This window comes from Methylocystis sp. JR02 (genome assembly GCF_030063565.1).
GTDB lineage: Bacteria > Pseudomonadota > Alphaproteobacteria > Rhizobiales > Beijerinckiaceae > Methylocystis > Methylocystis iwaonis.
Map to the genome: position 1 here is coordinate 3,340,047 of NZ_JASIRC010000001.1, position 17,181 is coordinate 3,357,227.

Annotated in this window: 16 protein-coding genes; 12 read left to right on the plus strand and 4 right to left on the minus strand. The window is 65.2% G+C overall.

Features of this window, described 5'->3' with window-relative positions; all coding sequences use genetic code 11:
- Positions 1-39 precede the first annotated feature (39 nt).
- The 4 genes from QNA11_RS15850 (at position 40) to QNA11_RS15865 (ending at position 2,751) form a co-directional block, all read left to right on the plus strand.
- Positions 40-642, plus strand: a complete 603-nt coding sequence (locus QNA11_RS15850) for a GNAT family N-acetyltransferase (RefSeq protein ID WP_281929391.1) — start codon at positions 40-42, stop codon at positions 640-642.
- Positions 643-649: 7 nt separating this feature from the next.
- Positions 650-1,711, plus strand: coding sequence for a GTPase ObgE (obgE, locus tag QNA11_RS15855; protein WP_202071212.1), 1,062 nt, complete (start codon positions 650-652; stop codon positions 1,709-1,711).
- Between the two features lie 55 nt (positions 1,712-1,766).
- The gene (locus QNA11_RS15860) at positions 1,767-2,159 is read left to right on the plus strand and encodes a DUF2946 family protein (protein WP_283483767.1); all 393 of its coding nucleotides are present in this window, start codon (positions 1,767-1,769) and stop codon (positions 2,157-2,159) included.
- Positions 2,160-2,316: 157 nt separating this feature from the next.
- Complete coding sequence (locus QNA11_RS15865; RefSeq protein WP_202071214.1) at positions 2,317-2,751, plus strand: hypothetical protein; 435 nt, start codon at positions 2,317-2,319, stop codon at positions 2,749-2,751.
- Between the two features lie 185 nt (positions 2,752-2,936).
- Here the strand turns inward: QNA11_RS15865 and QNA11_RS15870 are convergent, their stop codons facing one another.
- Positions 2,937-3,599, minus strand: a complete 663-nt coding sequence (locus QNA11_RS15870; protein ID WP_283483768.1) for an O-methyltransferase — start codon at positions 3,597-3,599, stop codon at positions 2,937-2,939.
- 191 nt (positions 3,600-3,790) lie between these two features.
- On the opposite strand from QNA11_RS15870, the gene QNA11_RS15875 reads away from it, so the two are divergent.
- A complete protein-coding gene (locus QNA11_RS15875; protein ID WP_202071216.1) occupies positions 3,791-4,159 on the plus strand; it encodes a hypothetical protein in 369 nt (122 codons plus the stop codon).
- A 349-nt stretch (positions 4,160-4,508) separates the two neighbouring features.
- On the opposite strand, the gene QNA11_RS15880 is transcribed toward QNA11_RS15875, so the two are convergent.
- Entirely contained in the window at positions 4,509-6,344 is a 1,836-nt protein-coding gene (locus tag QNA11_RS15880) for a M3 family oligoendopeptidase (RefSeq protein ID WP_283483769.1), read from the minus strand.
- A gap of 371 nt (positions 6,345-6,715) precedes the next feature.
- On the opposite strand from QNA11_RS15880, the gene glyA reads away from it, so the two are divergent.
- From glyA to QNA11_RS15895, 3 genes are read left to right on the plus strand one after another with little or no spacing between them, the layout of a single operon-like run.
- Positions 6,716-7,975, plus strand: a complete 1,260-nt coding sequence (gene glyA / locus QNA11_RS15885; protein WP_283483770.1) for a serine hydroxymethyltransferase — start codon at positions 6,716-6,718, stop codon at positions 7,973-7,975.
- Between the two features lie 6 nt (positions 7,976-7,981).
- A complete protein-coding gene (locus QNA11_RS15890; protein ID WP_283483771.1) occupies positions 7,982-9,166 on the plus strand; it encodes a GNAT family N-acetyltransferase in 1,185 nt (394 codons plus the stop codon).
- A complete protein-coding gene (locus QNA11_RS15895; protein ID WP_283483772.1) occupies positions 9,163-10,653 on the plus strand; it encodes a bifunctional aminoglycoside phosphotransferase/ATP-binding protein in 1,491 nt (496 codons plus the stop codon). The genes QNA11_RS15890 and QNA11_RS15895 overlap by 4 nt, the downstream gene beginning before the upstream one ends.
- A 333-nt stretch (positions 10,654-10,986) precedes the next feature.
- Here QNA11_RS15895 and QNA11_RS15900 read toward each other — a convergent pair whose 3' ends face one another.
- Complete coding sequence (locus QNA11_RS15900; protein WP_370568473.1) at positions 10,987-11,379, minus strand: winged helix-turn-helix transcriptional regulator; 393 nt, start codon at positions 11,377-11,379, stop codon at positions 10,987-10,989.
- Between the two features lie 206 nt (positions 11,380-11,585).
- Here QNA11_RS15900 and QNA11_RS15905 point away from each other — a divergent pair, with 206 nt between their 5' ends.
- From QNA11_RS15905 to QNA11_RS15920, 4 genes are all read left to right on the plus strand, one after another.
- Positions 11,586-12,212 (plus strand): FMN-dependent NADH-azoreductase, encoded by a 627-nt coding sequence (locus QNA11_RS15905; RefSeq protein WP_283483773.1) that lies wholly within the window; start codon positions 11,586-11,588, stop codon positions 12,210-12,212.
- Between the two features lie 664 nt (positions 12,213-12,876).
- The gene (locus QNA11_RS15910) at positions 12,877-14,472 is read left to right on the plus strand and encodes a flavin monoamine oxidase family protein (RefSeq protein WP_283483774.1); all 1,596 of its coding nucleotides are present in this window, start codon (positions 12,877-12,879) and stop codon (positions 14,470-14,472) included.
- A gap of 66 nt (positions 14,473-14,538) precedes the next feature.
- A complete protein-coding gene (locus QNA11_RS15915; protein WP_283483775.1) occupies positions 14,539-14,853 on the plus strand; it encodes a hypothetical protein in 315 nt (104 codons plus the stop codon).
- Positions 14,854-15,079: 226 nt separating this feature from the next.
- Positions 15,080-15,490 (plus strand): hypothetical protein, encoded by a 411-nt coding sequence (locus QNA11_RS15920; RefSeq protein WP_283483776.1) that lies wholly within the window; start codon positions 15,080-15,082, stop codon positions 15,488-15,490.
- A 162-nt stretch (positions 15,491-15,652) separates the two neighbouring features.
- Here QNA11_RS15920 and QNA11_RS15925 read toward each other — a convergent pair whose 3' ends face one another.
- The gene (locus QNA11_RS15925; RefSeq protein WP_283483777.1) at positions 15,653-17,143 is read right to left on the minus strand and encodes a L,D-transpeptidase family protein; all 1,491 of its coding nucleotides are present in this window, start codon (positions 17,141-17,143) and stop codon (positions 15,653-15,655) included.
- Positions 17,144-17,181 lie beyond the last annotated feature (38 nt).

The window sequence follows — 17,181 nt, forward strand, 5'->3', positions numbered from 1 at the left end:
GTTCCGGGGCCACATTCGGTCTTTCGCTTGGAGCCTTTTATGTTTCCCGAGATTACCCAAGACGACGTTTTCAGGCTGGAAACCGAGCGGCTGTGGCTGCGCTGGCCGCGGCTCGCCGATGCGGCCGCCTTGGCGAAACGCGCCGGCGATCTGGAAGTCTCCAAGCAGACCGCGACCATTCCCCATCCTTATAATATCGGCGACGCCGAGGAATTCGTGCGCCGCGCCCGCGCCGAGAACGAATCGGGGAGGGGACTCGTCCTGGCCCTGTCGTTCAAGAAAGAGCCAAACGATCCGATCGGCGTGATCGGCGCGCATGGCTCCGCCTTTCGCGGCACCGCGTATCTCGGCTATTGGCTGGGACGGGATTTCTGGGGGCAGGGGCTGATGACGGAGGCCGCGCGCGGCTTCGTCGACCTGATCTATGGCGTCTCGTCGCTGGGCGAAATCGTCTGCGATTCGCTGCCGGGCAATGTCGCCTCGCAGCGGGTGCAGGAGAAGCTCGGCTTCACCAGCCTCGGCGAGATCGAGGCCGACGCCCCGGCGCGCGGCGGGCGGGTCAAGGTCGTGCGGATGCGACTCTCGCGCGGCGCCGCCCATACCGCCTTCGGCGCCCGGCGCCCTAAATTGACCTCCACATGAGCGTGACATGAAGTTTCTGGATCAAGCCAAGGTCTATGTGCGTTCGGGCGACGGCGGCGCGGGTTGCGTCTCGTTCCGGCGCGAGAAGTTCATCGAATTCGGCGGGCCGGACGGCGGCGACGGCGGCCGCGGCGGCGACGTCGTGGCCGAATGCGTCGACGGGCTGAACACGCTCATCGACTATCGCTATCAGCAGCATTTCAAGGCCAAGACCGGCATGCACGGCATGGGCAAGAACCGCGCCGGCGGGCGCGGCGCCGACGCCGTGCTGAAAGTGCCGGTCGGCACGCAGATCTTCGAGGAGGACGAGGAGACGCTGATCGCCGATCTCACCGAGGTCGGCCAGCGGGTCGTCATCTGCAAGGGCGGCAATGGCGGCTTCGGCAACGCCTATTTCACCACCTCGACCAATCGCGCGCCCCGCCGCGCCAATCCCGGCCAGCAGGGCGAGGAGCGCACCATCATCCTGCGCCTCAAGCTCATCGCCGACGCCGGCCTCGTCGGCCTGCCGAACGCCGGCAAATCGACCTTTCTGGCGAGCGTGACGGCGGCAAAGCCGAAGATCGCCGATTACCCCTTCACCACGCTGTACCCGGGCCTGGGCGTGGTGCGCCGCGACGGGCGGGAATTCGTGCTCGCGGATATCCCCGGCCTCATCGAGGGCGCGCATGAGGGCCATGGCCTGGGCGATCGCTTTCTCGGCCATGTCGAGCGCTGCCGCGTCCTGCTGCATCTCGTGGACGCCACGGGCGAGCACGCCGGCAAGGACTATAAGACCGTGCGCGGCGAGCTTGCCGCCTATGGCGCGGGGCTCGACGAGAAGCTGGAGATCGTCGCGCTTTCCAAGGTCGACGCGGTCGAGCCCGAGCAGCTCAAGAAGCAGCGGGAGCGCTTGAAGCGCGCTATCGCCAGCGCCGGCCCGGAGCCCGAGGCGCGCGGGCCCCTGCTGGCGCTGTCTTCCGCCTCCGGGGCTGGCGTCACCGAGGTCCTGCGCGCCGTCAGCGCGGCGATCGACGCATCGAAGACGCAGGAGAAGGTAGAGGCCGAACCCGCCGAATGGCGACCTTGAGCCGCACCCTCGCGCCATTGACCTTAACAAGGTGGCTCACTAGCTATTATAGATTATGAGCTCCTGCAGCGACAAACATAGGCACTTCGGCTCGACAGCGGCGACGCTGCTCGTCGCCTATTTGCTTATCCTGCAGGGTCTCGCGGCGGGCACGGTCACCAGCGCCCGCGGCGCGGCGCTCTTCGCCGACGCCATCTGCCAAAGCAAAGCCTCCGGCGCGCTCGACGGCGCCCCGGGCGCCCCGATCCGGACCAGCCGCCATGGCGACGCCTGCTGCGTCGTCCAGATGGCCTCCTTCGGCGGCGCGGCGGCTCCCTCGCCCTTCGTCGGCGAGACCCCGCCGGCGCTCTCCTATGTCGCGGCGCGGCTCGCCTTCGGCCACGCCCTGCCCAACGCCGAGGCGGCCACCCCGCCGCTCGGCTCGCGCGCGCCCCCCGTCCTGATCTGACGCCCGCCGCAGCCAGCGGCGCCGAACGATCCGCTCCCTCAACGGGCGGCTCTTCTCAGGCAAGCGACTCCATCGCCATCTCACGCATCACTTCGCGGGTCGGAGGGCCCGGCGGCGTGTCATGGCCGGCTGGAGCGCGTTCAGCGACTTCGGATCAATGGAACAGAAAACCCAACCCACGCGAAAGCCGACCAAAACTGTCCCCCGCGTCTCCGCCCGCGAGCATCGCTGCTCGCAGAACGGCAAGCTCAGCAAAGCGGTCGAAGGCTCCATCCGCCTCGCGCATGAAACCACTGAGGCGCCGGCGAAAGGCCGCCTCGAGGTAATGGAGATGTATTTCGACGCCTCCGGGCGCCCGATCAAACGCAAGAGCGTCGGCGCCGCGCGCGTCTCGCGGGCCTATGACGCCCGGGGCAATCAGGTCGAGGAGGCCTATTACACCGCCGAGGGCAAGCCGACCGCCCCCAAGGACGTCGGCGCCGCGCGCATCGCCTGGCGCTACGACGACGAGGGTCGGCGCGTCGAGGCGGCCTTTTTCGGCGTGGACGGCGCGCTGATCGAGCGCCCTCACAAATTGCCGGCGGAAGCCTAAGACGCGTCGCCCCCCTCGCGTGCCCGCCGGTTGCCTACTGTCATTCCCGACGCTCGCAAAGCGAGCGATCGGGAATCCAGAGCAAAACCGATGCTCTTGCGGCCCTGGATTCCCGATCGGGCCTTCGGCCCGTCGGGAATGACAAGGCCAAAGGCGAGCTATTCAAGCGGGAGTCGTCCGAAAACTCACTTCACCAGCGCGATCAAAAAGCCGTCCCAGCCCTTCGAGCCCACCGTCTGAATGGCGGTCGCCATCACCCGCGGCTCGGCCGCGACGAGATCGAAGAGCTTCCGGCCGCCGAGCCCGCCGTCGTCGGTCGTATGGGGATCGGCGACCGCGCCGTCGCGCACCACATTGTCGACGATAATGAGCGACCCCGGCCGGGACAGTTTGAGCGCCCACCCAAAATAGGCGGCGTTGTTGGCCTTGTCGGCGTCGATGAAGGCAAGATCGAAAGGCGCGCCGCCTTCGGTTTCGATCTTGGGCAGAATATCCAGCGCGGCGCCCACGCGCAGATCGACCGTCTCGGCCACCCCCTCGCGCGCAATGTTTTGCCGGGCGACCTCGGCGTGGCGCGGGTCGAACTCGATGGTGACGACCCTGCCGCCATCGGCGAGCGCGCGCGCCAGCCATATGGTCGAATAGCCGCCCAGCGTTCCGATCTCCAGAATGCGCCGCGCGCCGATAGAGGCCGCGAGCAGATGCAGCAGCTTGCCCTGCGGGGCGGAGACGTCGATGGCGGGCAGGCCGGACGCCCGGTTGGCCTCCAGCGTCGCGCCCTGCCGGTCGGCCGGCGGAATCAAACGGTCGGAAATATAATCGTCTACGATTTTCCATTCATTGGCCATGTCGGCGCCTCTTCTCTCGAACAACCCTAAAACTCGAAACCATTTGACCTCAGACGACGCTTCGTGCGAAGTGCCGCCGTTCTCGCTCGCAACAGCGGCGGAACAGGGAAGGCTTGATGGCCCTATCTCGCGCCTCAGTCTCCCTGTGGCCGAGCCGGCGCGCCAAGCCGAAATCTATGGGAGCGAAACAGATGATCAAGCTTGCTTTGACCACGGCCGTCGCCGTCGTGGCTTTCAGCGCCTCGGCCTTCGCCGCCAGCTACAGCGTGACGGAAATCTCCTCTTCGGGCATCAAGCGCGCCAATGGCACGTGGAAGCTGACCACGGAAGGCGACAAGGTTGCCGGTTCCGCCGACATGCAGCTCGATAACGGCTCGGTCATTACCTATAAGCTCGACGGCAAGGTCGAGGGCGGCGTCTACAAGCTGAACCTCAACGACCGCACCGACGGCAAGAAGGACTGCGTTTGGACCGGCAAGCCGAATGAATCCGGCAAGGTCTTCGAGGGCCCGGTTCAGTGCGGCAGCGAGAAGTTCTCGATCCGCGCCGGCGTGCAATAAGCTCTCGGTCAAGAGGGAACCAAACGCCGGCCGTTGGCCGGCGTTTTAATTTTTAGAAGTGTTGAGCTTCCAAGCGATTTCTTCGCACCCCAACCTCCCCGACCGTCATGGCCGGGCTTGTCCCGGCCATCCACGCCGAGGGGCATGGCCTACCAGGGACGGGACGAGGTTTACCCCAAAGACCAATCCTGAGACGTTCCATTTGGACGGTTGAGGCCCATCCCCCTCAGTAGCTGTCATTGCACGGCGTGGATGGCCGGGACGAGCCCGGCCATGACGGAGAGGGTGCAGGCGGTAGCCGTAAAGGGAAGGGATAGGCTCGTCGGTCTTGGCATCCAAGATAGCAACCTCACGCCCCCTCCATCGCCTCCAACTCCCCGATCAGCCCCTCGATCATCTCCAGCCCGATCCCCCAGAAGGCTGGATCGCGCGCGTCGAGCCCGAAGGGCTTCAGCAGCTCGTCGTAAGGCTTGGCGCCGCCGGCCTCGAGCAGCGCGAAATAGCGCTCAGCGAAGCCCTCATGCGCCTTTTGGTAGACGCCATAAAGCGAGTTCACCAGGCAGTCGCCGAAGGCATAGGCGTAGACATAGAAGGGCGAATGGATGAAATGCGGGATATAGGCCCAGAAGGTCTCATAGCCCGGCCCCAGACGGATCGACGGCCCGAGGCTGTCGCCCTGCACGCTCATCCAAATCTCGCAAATCTGGTCGGCGGTCAGCTCGCCATTGCGGCGCTCTGTGTGGACCTTGCGCTCGAAGGCGTAGAAGGCCATCTGGCGCACCACCGTGTTGAGCATATCCTCGACCTTGGAGGCGAGCAGCGCGCGGCGCTGCACCGTATCGGGGGCCTGCGCCAGGAGGGAACGGAAGGTCAGCATTTCGCCGAAGACCGACGCCGTTTCCGCCAGCGTCAAAGGCGTCGGCGCCATCAGCGCGCCCTGCGGCGCCGCCAGCACCTGATGCACGCCATGGCCCAGCTCATGGGCGAGCGTCATCACGTCGCGCGTCCGACCCTGGTAGTTGAGCAGCACGTAAGGATGCGCCGAGGGGACGGTCGGATGCGAGAAGGCGCCTGGCGCCTTGCCCGGCCGCACCGGCGCGTCGATCCAGCGCTTGTCGAAGAAGTCGCCGGCGATCTCGGCCATGCGCGGCGCGAAGCCTTTGTAGGCGTCGAGCACGATGCCGCGCGCCTCCTCCCAGGAATAGCGCTTGGAGGGCGTCGCCGGCAGCGGCGCGCTGCGATCCCAATAATCCAGCGCATCCTTGCCGAACCATTTGGCTTTCAGTTTGTAATAGCGATGCGACAGGCGCGGATGCGCTTGCGTCACCGCCTTGGCCAAAGCCTCCACCACCTCGCCTTCGACGCGATTGGACAAATGGCGTGAATCGGCGACGTCCTTGAAGCCGCGCCAGCGGTCGGAGATTTCCTTGTCCTTGGCGAGCGTGTTGGTGATCAGCGAGAAGGTGCGCAAATTGCCCTTCAGCGTCACGCCGATCGCCTGAGCCGCCTCGCGGCGTTTGTCTTCGCTCGGGTCCTGCATGAGATTGAGGACCGGCTCGATCGCCAGCTCTTCGGCGCCGACCTTGAAGCGCAGCGAGGCGATGGTCTCGTCGAAGAGGCGGTTCCAGGCGGCCGCGCCCGAAATGTATTTTTCGTGGAACAGCTCCTCGAGCTTGTCGTCGAGCTCATAGGGCTTCTCTTTGCGAATGTCTTCGAGCCAGGGCTTCCAGCGCGAGAGCGGCGCCGTGCCCGCCGCCGCCATCAGCACGGCGTCGTCGAGACGATTGAGCTCGAGTTGGAAAAAGAGTAGCTGCGCCGAGGCGTTGGTGATCTTCTCCTGCACGTCGCCGTAGAATTTGGCGCGCGCCGGATCGGTTGTGTCGCCGCTGTAGAGCAGCCCGGCGAAGGACATGAGCCGCCCGAGCAAATCCTGCAGAACTTCATAGCGCGCGACCGCCTCGCCGAGCGTCGCGCTGGCCTGGGCGTCCGTCGCAAGCTCGGAAAGCTTGCCGCGATAATCTTTGCCGAATTGCGTCACCTCCTCGGCGACGCGCGCCAGATCGGCCTTGAGCCGGGGTGAATCCGTGCCCTCGTAGAGGTCAGCGAGGTTCCACTCGGGCAGGGTTTCGGAAAGGCCCGCGGCGGCGTCCGCGGGTGAAAATGTGGCGGAGGAGGTGAAGGGCATTGTGAGAAACCATGGGAAGAGTTGCGGAGGCCTTGCGGCAAATTGCTTCATTCATATGAGCAAAGCCCGAGGGCGATCAACCCGCGGCGCAGGCCCACGGCGGCTGCGCTGCCCCCTCCCTGTCCCTCCCCCGCAAGCGGGAGAGGGGACGCTCACGATCGGCGCTGTCATGAAGGCGACAATCTGCTCCCTCTCCCGCTTGCGGGGGAGGGTTGGGGAGGGGGTAACGCAGCACCCTTTCGCGCTTGCCCGCCGGTATGCTTTTCTTTGGGCGTTGATTTGGCTCTGGATCCCCGATCGGGCCTTCGGCCCGTCGGGGATGACGACCGCTGCTTGAACGGAACGACCACCAAGATATAGGAGCCCATTTCATGCCCCAGCCGCCCTCGGGCTATTTCACGCGCGGCCTCGAAGCCGACCCGGAGCTCGAAGCCGCCATCACTGGCGAGCTCACGCGCCAGCGCGACGGGATCGAGCTGATCGCTTCCGAGAATATCGTCTCGCGCCTCGTCCTCGCGGCGCAGGGCTCCGTCCTCACCAATAAGACCGTCGAGGGCGCCGCTTACGTCCGCTATTACGGCGGGGCGGAATTCGCCGACGCGATCGAAGCGCTCGCCATCGACCGCGCGAAGAAGCTGTTCAACTGCCGCTTCGCCAATGTGCAGCCGCATTCGGGCTCGAACGCCAATGCCGGCGCGTTTCTCGGCCTGTTGAAGCTCGGCGACGGCATTCTCTCTATGAATGTCGCGGCGGGCGGGCATATCAGCCATGGCCATCCGGCGACGCTGACCGGCCGCGATTATTCGATCACGCAATATGGCGTGAACCGCGAGAGCGAGTTGATCGATCTCGACGCGCTGCGCGACCTCGCGCGCGTGGCGCAGCCGAAAATGATCGTCGCCGGCGGCTCCGCCTATCCGCGCGCCATCGACTTCGCTGGGCTGCGCGCCATCGCCGATGAAGTGGGCGCCTATCTTCTCGTCGATATGGCGCATGTCGCCGGGCTCGTGGCTTGCGGGCTTTATCCGCATCCCTTTCCGCATGCGCATGTGGTGACGACGACGACCTATAAATCCCTGCGCGGCGCGCGCGGCGGCATGGTTTTGTGGAATGACGAAGCGCTCTCGAAGCGCATCGACGCCGGCATATTTCCCGGCGTGCAGGGCTCGGTGATGCTGCATGCCGTGGCGGGCAAGGCGGCGTGTCTCGGCGAGGCGCTTCAGCCGGCGTTTCGCTCTTATAACGAAGCCGTGCTCGAAAACGCCCGCGCGCTTGCCGCGGCGCTCGCGGACGCGGGCCTGCGCATCGTGACGGGAGGAACGGATACCGGGCTCATGCTCGTCGATCTCTCCGTGACGGGCGTGACCGGCGACGTCGCCGCCAAGGCGCTGGAGAAGGCGGGGCTTGCGGTGAACAAGAATATGATCCCCTTCGATCCGCGCTCGCCCGAGGCGCCCTCGGGCCTGCGGCTCTCGAGCAACGCCGGCACGACGCGCGGCTTCGGTGTCGCGGAGTTCCAGCGCATCGGCGCATGGATTGCCCGCATTGTGCGCAATCCGTCCGATCTTCGTACAATCGACGCAACGCGCCAGGAAGTGCTGGCGCTGTGCCGGGCTTTTCCTATTTACTAGCGGCTTATGGCTGCAAAATTCACGGCGCGCTTCGTTCAATCGCTCGAAAAGGTGGAGGCGTCGGCTTGGGACGCCTGCGCCAATCCGCCGACATTGACGCAAGCCGATGGCGAGCGCTTCAATCCTTTCATCACTTACGCCTTCCTCTCCGCGTTGGAGCGCTCCGGCTCGGTCGGCGCGCGGACGGGTTGGTCACCGGTGCATGCGCTGGTCGAGGACGAGAGCGGGCGCCTCGTCGCCTGCGCGCCCGCCTATCTCAAGGCGCATAGTCTCGGCGAATATGTCTTCGACCAGAGCTGGGCGCAGGCCTATGAGCGGGCGGGCGGCAAATACTACCCGAAGCTTCAGATCGCCGCGCCCTTCACGCCGGCGACCGGAAGGCGGCTTCTCGTTGCCGGCGATGCGCCACAGGGCGCGCGCGACGCGCTGATCGGCGCCTTGCGCGGGCTGCGCCAGGCGCTCAAGGCCTCCTCGCTCCATGTGACCTTTCCGACGCCGGAGGAGGCGCAGGCGCTTGGCGAGGCGGGCTTTATTCTCCGCGCCGGCGAGCAGTTTCACTTCGTCAATGAGGGCTATTCGAGCTTCGAGGATTTCCTCGGCGCGCTGTCGTCGCGCAAACGCAAAGGCATCAAGCGCGAAAGGCGCGAGGCGCTCGGCGATGATATCACGATCGAGCGTCTGAGAGGCGCGGAGATACGCCCCGAGCATTGGGACGCCTTCTTCGCCTTTTACATGGATACGAGCGCGCGCAAATGGGGCCGGCCCTATCTCACGCGCGCCTTCTTCGATCTCATCGGCGCCGCCATGGCCGATCGCATTCTGTTGGTGATGGCGAAGCAAGGCGCGGACTACGTCGCGGGCGCGATCAATTTCCTGGGCGACGACGCGATCTACGGCCGCAACTGGGGCGCGTTGATCGAACGGCCCTTTCTGCATTTCGAGATCTGCTATTATCAGGCGATCGACTACGCCATTGCGCATGGCTACAAGCGCGTCGAAGCCGGCGCGCAGGGCGAGCATAAGATTGCGCGCGGCTATCGTCCGGTTGTCACCTGGTCGGCGCATGATTTCGCCGACGCCGGGCTCCAGGCGGCCGTCGCAGATTATTGCGAGCGGGAGCGCACGGCCCTCGACGAGATGATGGCGGCGCAGGAGGCCGAATTGCCCTTCCGCAAGGAGGAGACGATGTGAGCGACGAGCAAGCGGAGATCATCGCTTTTCTATCCAGCCTGCTCGGCGCGCCCAAGATCGTGACGACGCATATTTCAACCGTGCTGCTCGGACGCGATCGCGTTTACAAGCTCAAGCGCCCCGTGCGCCTGCCCTATCTCGATTTCTCGACGCCGGCGCTGCGGCGCGAGATGTGCGCCCGCGAAGTTGCGCTCAACCGGGCCTTTTCGCCCGCGCTTTATCTCGGCATGCGCCGGATCACGCGGGAGAGCGACGGAAAGCTGACGCTCGACGGGGAGGGCGCCTTTCTCGACGCTATCGTCGAGATGCGGCGCTTCCCTGACGACGCTTTGTTCGATTGCATGGCGCGCGAGGGCCGGCTCACGAAGGAGATGATCGAGACGCTCGCGCGCCGCATCGCAAAAGCCCATGACGCGGCGATTGCCGATCATGCGCGCGGCGGCGCGGCCTCCATGCGCCAGATCATCGACAGCATGGAAGCGAGCCTGCGTGCGGCGGCGCCTGCGCCGATCGGCGAAGTCGAGGCGCATCTCGACAATTTGCGCGGCGCGCTCGCGACGAACGCCGCGCTGATCGACGCGCGACGCGCGCAGGGCAAGGTGCGGCCCTGCCACGGCGATCTCAATCTGCGCAACATCTGCCTGTTCGAGGGCGCGCCGACGCCATTCGATTGCCTCGAGTTTTCGGACGACATCTCGACCATCGACGTTTTGTATGATCTCGCCTTCCTGCTGATGGATCTCTGGCGCGTCGGGCTTCGCGATTTTTCCAATCTCGCGCTCAACCGCTATCTCGACGCGCGCGCGCAATCCGAGGAAGACGGGCTGCCGCTGCTGCCCTTCTTCATGTCGCTGCGCGCGACGATCCGCGCCCATGTCGAGGCGTCGCAAGGCAATGGAGAGACGGCGCGCGGCTTTTTCGACCTCTCGCGCGATCTGTTACAGCCGGCGCAAGGCGCCATCGTCGCAATCGGCGGTTTCAGCGGCTCCGGCAAATCGAGCGTCGCAGCGGCGCTCGCCCCGCGCCTGACGCCCGCGCCCGGCGCGCGCATTTCCAACAGCGATCGTCTTCGCAAACGCCTCTTCGGCGCTGAAGCGACCGAGCGGCTTCCGCCTGAAGCCTACAAAAGCGAGGTGTCGGCGAAGGTCTACGCCGAGATGTTCGACTTCGCGCAGCGGCTCGCAAAGATCGGCTGGCCCGTCGTGGTCGACGCCGTTTTCGACCGCGCGCAGGACCGCGCCGCCATCGAAAGCGCGGCGCGCGAAGCCGGCGTTACTTTCATGGGCGTATGGCTCGACGTCGATCTCGCGCAAAGACTGGCGCGCGTCGACACGCGGGTCAATGACGTCTCCGACGCGACGCGCGCGGTGCTGCAGGCGCAGATGGCGAAGGATACCGGCGTGATCTCGTGGCTGCGCGTCGACGGCGGGCGCGAGCGGCGGCGCGTCATAGACGAGATCGTCCCATTGCTGACAAAGCGCGGTTGACGCCCCTCGCGCTTCGAGACGGCTGCTGCGCAGCCTCCTCAGCATGAGGGGCTTCTGCAACAATGACCGGCTTCTGCAACAAACACTTAGGCCGCATCCTGAGGAGCGAGCGACGCTCGCGTCTCATACCATTTCCGGTTGCACAGCTCGCTTTGGGGCTTTTGTCATTCCCGGCGGGCTGAAAGCCTGACCGGGAATCCAGAGCCACAAAAACGCTGGTTTGCTCTGGATTCCCGATCGCTCGCCTTGCGAGCGTCGGGAATGACACCGAAGCAATCAAATCGGATTTCGTCTCGAAAAACGAGGCCGCCTCGACGTTCGCCCCGCGCCCCCTCAAAAGCTCTCCCGATTATCGAACTCGTCGCGGGCGCGCTCGATCTCCTCGCGGTTGTCGATCCCCCAAATCGCCAGCGACGAGACGGTCTTGAGAAGCGTCTTGCCAAGCGGCGTGAGCGTATATTCGACCCGCGGCGGGACGGTCGGAAAAACCTTGCGAAAGACGAGTCCGTCGCGTTCGAGCCCGCGCAATGTGAGCGTCAGCATTCTCTGCGAGACGCCGTCGATCAGCCGCTTCAACTCGCTGAATCGCTTCGTGCCGTCGCCCAGCAGCATAATGACCAGCACGCTCCATTTGTCGCCGACGCGGTTCAGCACGTCGCGCACGAAAGGGCACGCCTCGCGATGGGAGATAAAGTCGATCTGAGCGGCGTTTTTTCGAGACTTCAAGACACATCCCCGCGTTATCCGAGCGATCCTATGACACAAAAAGAAACGTCAAAAGAGCCATTCGGCTCGCGGTCGAGACCCGTCGCGCGCCCAAGACCCGGCATGGGTTACTTCCATGTAACTCTCTAACTTGAATGTTCCATCTTTTTTTTAACCTGGTTCCTGATTATCATCACAGTATGTTTTCGTAACCATAGGAGACGGCGATGTCATTTACGATTCTACGGGTCGACAGCAGCCCCTTGGGAGAAGGTTCCGTTTCGCGCAAGCTGACCGCGAAAGTCGTTGCGGAGCTCGTGGCCAAGCGGCCGGGCGCCAAGGTGATCGAGCGCGATCTGTCGACAAACCCCTTGCCGCATCTGAACGCCTCGACCATCGGCGGGTTTTTCACCGCTCCCGAAGAGCGCGATGCGGCGCTGTCGCAAGCAGTCCAGCTCTCCGATCTTGCGGTCGATGAATTCCTGGGCGCGGACGCCATCGTCATCGGCGCGCCCATGTATAATCTCGGGATTCCATCGGCGCTGAAAGCCTGGATCGATCATATCGTGCGCGCCGGACGCACCTTCCGATACACGGAGTCGGGCCCAGTCGGCCTGGCGCCCGCCGGCAAGAAAGTCATCGTCGTTTCGGCGCGGGGCGGCGTTTTCACCGAGGGCCCGAGAAGGGCGTGGGATTATCAAGAGACTTATCTCGAAGCCGTGCTGGGATTCCTCGGACTGACGGACATCTCCTTCGTGCGCGCCGAAGGTCTTTCGCTCGGACCCGATGCGGCAAGCGCCGCTATTGAAGCCGCGGAAGCCCAGGCCGTCGCCGCCGTCCGCGACGCGGCTTAGTTATTTTATCCCCACCCCCAAAACCTGCCTTATGCTTCCCCCGCTTCGCCATCTTGCAGGGGCGCCGTCGGGTCGGCGGCGCCGGCGGGCCGGTTAAACGCAAGGCGGCGACCCTCGCCTTGTGTGGGTTTTGCGCCGCTTGCCGGGCTTCCTCCCGATGCGTGGAGGGCGGATGTTTCCGCGAAAAGGCTGGGCATAGCAGTTGGGGCCGCACGCTGGGGACGACTACCGAAACGGGAAAACACCCTCGGCCGACGGCGGCGTAGTCAAAACCCTTGCGACGCGCCCGGAGGTTTTGCGCCTCCGGGAAAGAAGCGGCCCTCGCCTGAGGGCGGCGCCGGGCGGGTGAAACGTCACAGGATGATGTGAACCCCGGCTGGAAAGGTGCGTCGCGGAAAAAGACCGCAGCCGGGACGCCTCAGGTTCCGACGCGCATTTCTGTTCACGCTACCGGCCGAACGGGGCCGGGGCGTCCCGGCTTCCTGTATCGCCCTGCGTCGGGAATCGGCGGCGGGGATTTTGGCGCTGGGTTTCCGATAAGCTTGGATCGCTTCTTGTCGCTGCGTCGCCCCCTCCCTGTCCCTCCCCCGCAAGCGGGAGAGGGGGAGGGGGCTCATGCCCCGGCACACCCCTTGCTCCCGCATCTCCCAAAGGAACGCGCCCCATGCTGGATGTCGCAATTGTCGGTGGCGGAATCTGCGGTCTCGCGCTGGCGCGCAGCCTTGCCGCGAAAGGCGTTTCCTATGCGCTCTTCGAGGCGCGCGATCGGCTTGGCGGGCGCGTTCTGACTGTCGAGAACCCGACAAGCAGCCTCCGCCTCGATCTCGGACCCACCTGGTTCTGGCCGCAGACTCAAGGCGCCATAACCCGCCTCGTCGGCGAATTGGGGCTGGAGCCCTTCGACCAGCACGATCCCGGCACAGCGTTGCTGATGACCGATCCCGAGAAAGCGCCGGCCGTGCAGTCGGCGCCGGGCCTTCATGGCGGCGCGCGACGGTTGAAGGGCGGCATGGCCGCGCTCGTCGCGGCGCTCGCCGCCGATCTCGATCCGCAGACTCTCCATTTCGGCCATGTCCTTCGCGCCGCGCGCGATTGTGGGGAAGCCGTCGAGCTTTGCTTCGAGACGGGCGAGGGCGAAGTTAAAATCGTCGCCCGTCAGGTCGCGCTCGCCGTTCCGCCGCGCCTGCTCGATCGCGACGTCGCTTTCGCGCCGACGCTGCCCGATTTTGTATCGGTGGCCATGCGCGACACGCCGACATGGATGGCGGCGAGCGCCAAGGCGGTCATCGGGCTTGCCGATCCGCCGATCTGGCGGGCCTTCGGTCATTCCGGCAACGCCTTCGTGGTTCACGATCAGGCTGTGTTGGGCGAAATCTTCGACGCCTGCGGAGCGGGGGCTGAAAGCGGCGCGCTCGGCGGCTTTTTCGCCCTTCCGCCCGACACGCGGGACGCGTTCCGCAGCGGCCTGCCGATGCTCGCCCAAAGCCAGTTCGCCCAGCTCTTCGGCCCCTCACTCGACGCGGGCGAATTGCACTTGCAGGATTGGGCGAGCGAACCTTTCACCTGCACGCCGGCCGATCGCGCCGCAGGCGGCGCCCATCCCGACTATGGCGCGCGCGCCTTCAGCCAACCGCTGTGGGCCGGCAAGCTCTTCTTTGGAAGCTCGGAAACGGCGCGAGAGGGCGGCGGCTATGTCGAGGGCGCGATCAACGCCGCCGCACGGATCGCCCGGCACATCTTGCCGCAACAGGAGACGTCCATGACGATAGAGGATATCGCGGGATCGCCCGCCGAGCGCAACGCGCGCTGTCTCGAGCTGTTCCACGAATGGGTGGCGTCGCGGCGCGCGCCGGCCTTCGCCGCCTATCGGCAGCGGCTCAATTTTGCGCTGTCGCATGGCGAGCGTGAGCAGCTCACGCAGCGCGCCATGCTCGGCGCCATGGAGGCGATTTTCGCCGATGCGCTGTCGATGATCGACGAATTGCCGTTCGACCATGCGGGCGTCGCTGTCGAGCGCGGACGCTCCGATCTGACGCCGAAAGTGCAGGCGGCGTTCGATGGCTTCATCCAGGCGCTGCTCGACGCGATCATCGACTTCAACCGCACATCCTGCGCGCTCTCGAATTTCCCCGACGAGCACAAGCCGGCGAAGGATTATGTCTCTGCGACATTGCGCGACATCGGCGCGGCGTGGCGGGAGTTTTCACTCGAAGCCAACAGCCGCCTGATCGCCAAGCAATGCGCGCCGGTCGAGGCGTGATCGTCGTTTGGCCCGCTGCGTGCTTCGTCGTTTAGCCGATCGAACATTGTCTGGAGACCGACACTCATGCCCGTGGACCTTAAAAAAGATTGGACGGACGCGGATATTGCGGCGTTGATCGGCTCGGTGACCGACGATCGCGACTGGCGCCTCGAGGTCGACGCCGACGGCGTCGCCGATCTTGCCGACAAGACCGCGCATCCGACCGGCGTCGACTACGACGCTGCGCTGCATTGTTTCCTCGAAACATGGATGGCGGGCACCGATTTCGTCGGACCCTCGGCCGCCGGCGACAAAAACCTCGTCGGAAAAATCGCCAAGGCGCTGCGGGAGAACTATCCGGCGCTCAAGGCCAATAAATTCATCTTCGTCGATCTGTGAGTGTCGGGAAATCCGCCTTGTCATTCGGGTTTTGAGCTTCCGTCATTGCGAGCGGAGCGAAGCAATCCAGAGCCGCAATGACGCTCCTGGATTGCTTCGTCGCTGCCGCTCCTCGCAATGACGGCGATCGGCATTGCCGATGAAGGTCGCGGCCTGCTCCCTCTCCCGCAAAGCGGGGAGGGGGAAAATGAGCGTTGTTCAACCGGAAATGTAACGAGGAGAAAAAATGGCGCGCGCGCAAACGGCCTATCTCAATCGCGCGGAGGTTCCTGCGCGCAAAGCGTTGCAGTCTGCGCTCAATGAGCTGGGCTTCAAGCTGACGCTCGACGACGCTTATGCGCCGTTCGAGACCAAAGGCTATCTGCCCTGCACTTATGATGGCGAAGACGCTGGCTTCGACCTGCGCTTCGGCGAAGTGGAGTCACCCACCGACATTCTCTCGGCGGCGCTCGACGGGCGCGACGTCGCCATGAAATTTCGCTGGGGCGGCGATCCGCGCGAGCAATTCGCCGCCATTGCGGTCTGCGCGGCGCTTGCGGATAAATTCGGCGCGATCATTCACGAGCCGGAGCAGGATAAGCTCCTCACGCTCGATGAGTTGCATGCTACGGCGCGCAAGCTCGCCGCTTCGCTTTAAGGCTCGTACGAGATCCGCTTGGGTGGTTCGCTGTCATTGCGAGCGGAGCGAAGCAATCCAGAGCCGCGGTGACGCTCCTGGATTGCTTCGTCGCTGCGCTCCTCGCAATGACGGTCCCCCGGGAATGACACGCCCCATGCGAGCAATTCAAATGGAATATCCCTACCAGCCGGCGACGCGGCGGCAGGAGGCGGAGCCGCCGTCGAACTCGTAATGGTCGCCGCAGGCGAAGGCCACCGGCGGCTCGCCGGCTTGTTCGAATTTGTCGTAGCCTTGCTTGAGATTCTTCCAGAAATCGACCCATTGGTGATAACCGCCGCCGCTCCCGACGAAGGAGAGCCAGCCGCCGCCGCCGCCCGTCTCGCGCGTGATATTGGCTTCCGTCATGCGGAACGGAAAGATATGGACGGGAACTTCCTTCTGCCCCGCCCGCAGCGCCGCTTCGACGAAGCCGTAAATCTCTTCGATGCCTTGGTCGGTCATGGCGAAGCAGCCGACCGACTTGCACGACCCGTGCACCATCACGAGGCCGCCGGTGCGGCCGTTCTGGCGATCGAAGGCGTTGGGATAGCCGACGTTGAAGGCGCGGTGGTAGTTGGAATGCGGGTGGAGCTGCTTGGCGGAGACGCTGTAGAAGCCCTCGGGCGATTGATAATCGGCTTCCTTGAGCTTCGGCCCCAGCCGGCCCGACCATTTGCAGATCGGGAAGGTTCGGTACAGCGCATAGCGGCCGTTTTTCTTCAGCCATAATTCGAGCTGCCCTTCCTGCTTGAAGATGCGCACGAAGACCGGATCGCCCATGCCGAATTTCGGCGGCGGCGCCTGGAAGGCGTCATCGGGCGCCGGCCGCAGCGCGGGCTCCTCCAACCGCGCGGTCTGCTGGGCGGCGGCCGGAGCCGGCGTCGGGGAACTCTCCGGCGTGGCGGAGGCGACTGTCGTCGCTTTGGCGGGGGCGACGGCATTCTTGTCGAGATCGGCCGGACGAGTGGGCGGCAGCGGCGCGTCGACGTAAATGGGCGCGGGGGAGGCGCTGGCCTGTTGAGCCTCGGGCGCGGGCTGCGCCGCCTGCGGCCAATGCGGGAAAGACCAGGACGACGCCGGCGCGGGTTGCTGCGCGGCGGCTTGCGGTTGAGCCGGTTGGGGTTGAGCGGCCTGGGGAGGGACCGCGGCAGGCTGGCTGGCCGCCGGCTGCTCCGACGGACCTTGCAGGGACGCAAGATCGGTTGGCCGTATCGGCGGCAATGGCGCGTCGGCTTGTGCGCTTTGCAAATCGGCCGGCCGCGCCGGAGGCGTTGGCGCAACGGGCGGGAAGGAGACGACGCCTTCGACGCCGGCCGCCTGCAGCTCATCGACCGCAGGCGGCGCCTCGGCGACTGGCGAGGCGGGCGGTTGCGCGGCGGCAATGAGAGCGGGCGGAGGGCTCTCCGAAAGTTTCGCTTCCGCCGGCGCTTCAGCCGGCGGCGCAATCGCCCGTCTGAGGCCGGGCATGATGCTTCCGCCGGCAAGATGCGTCGGGTCGCCGCGCTGCGCGCTCCTCGAGGCCGTTGCCTCCCGCCCGCCGAGGCTCGGCAGAAAATAAAGCACTCCCGTCCCCGCGGCGATGGCGGCGAGGACGACGACGGCAAACAACAGATGGGTCGAACGAAGCTTCATAAAGACAGCAGTCTAACCCTAGCGACGCAGTTGAAAGT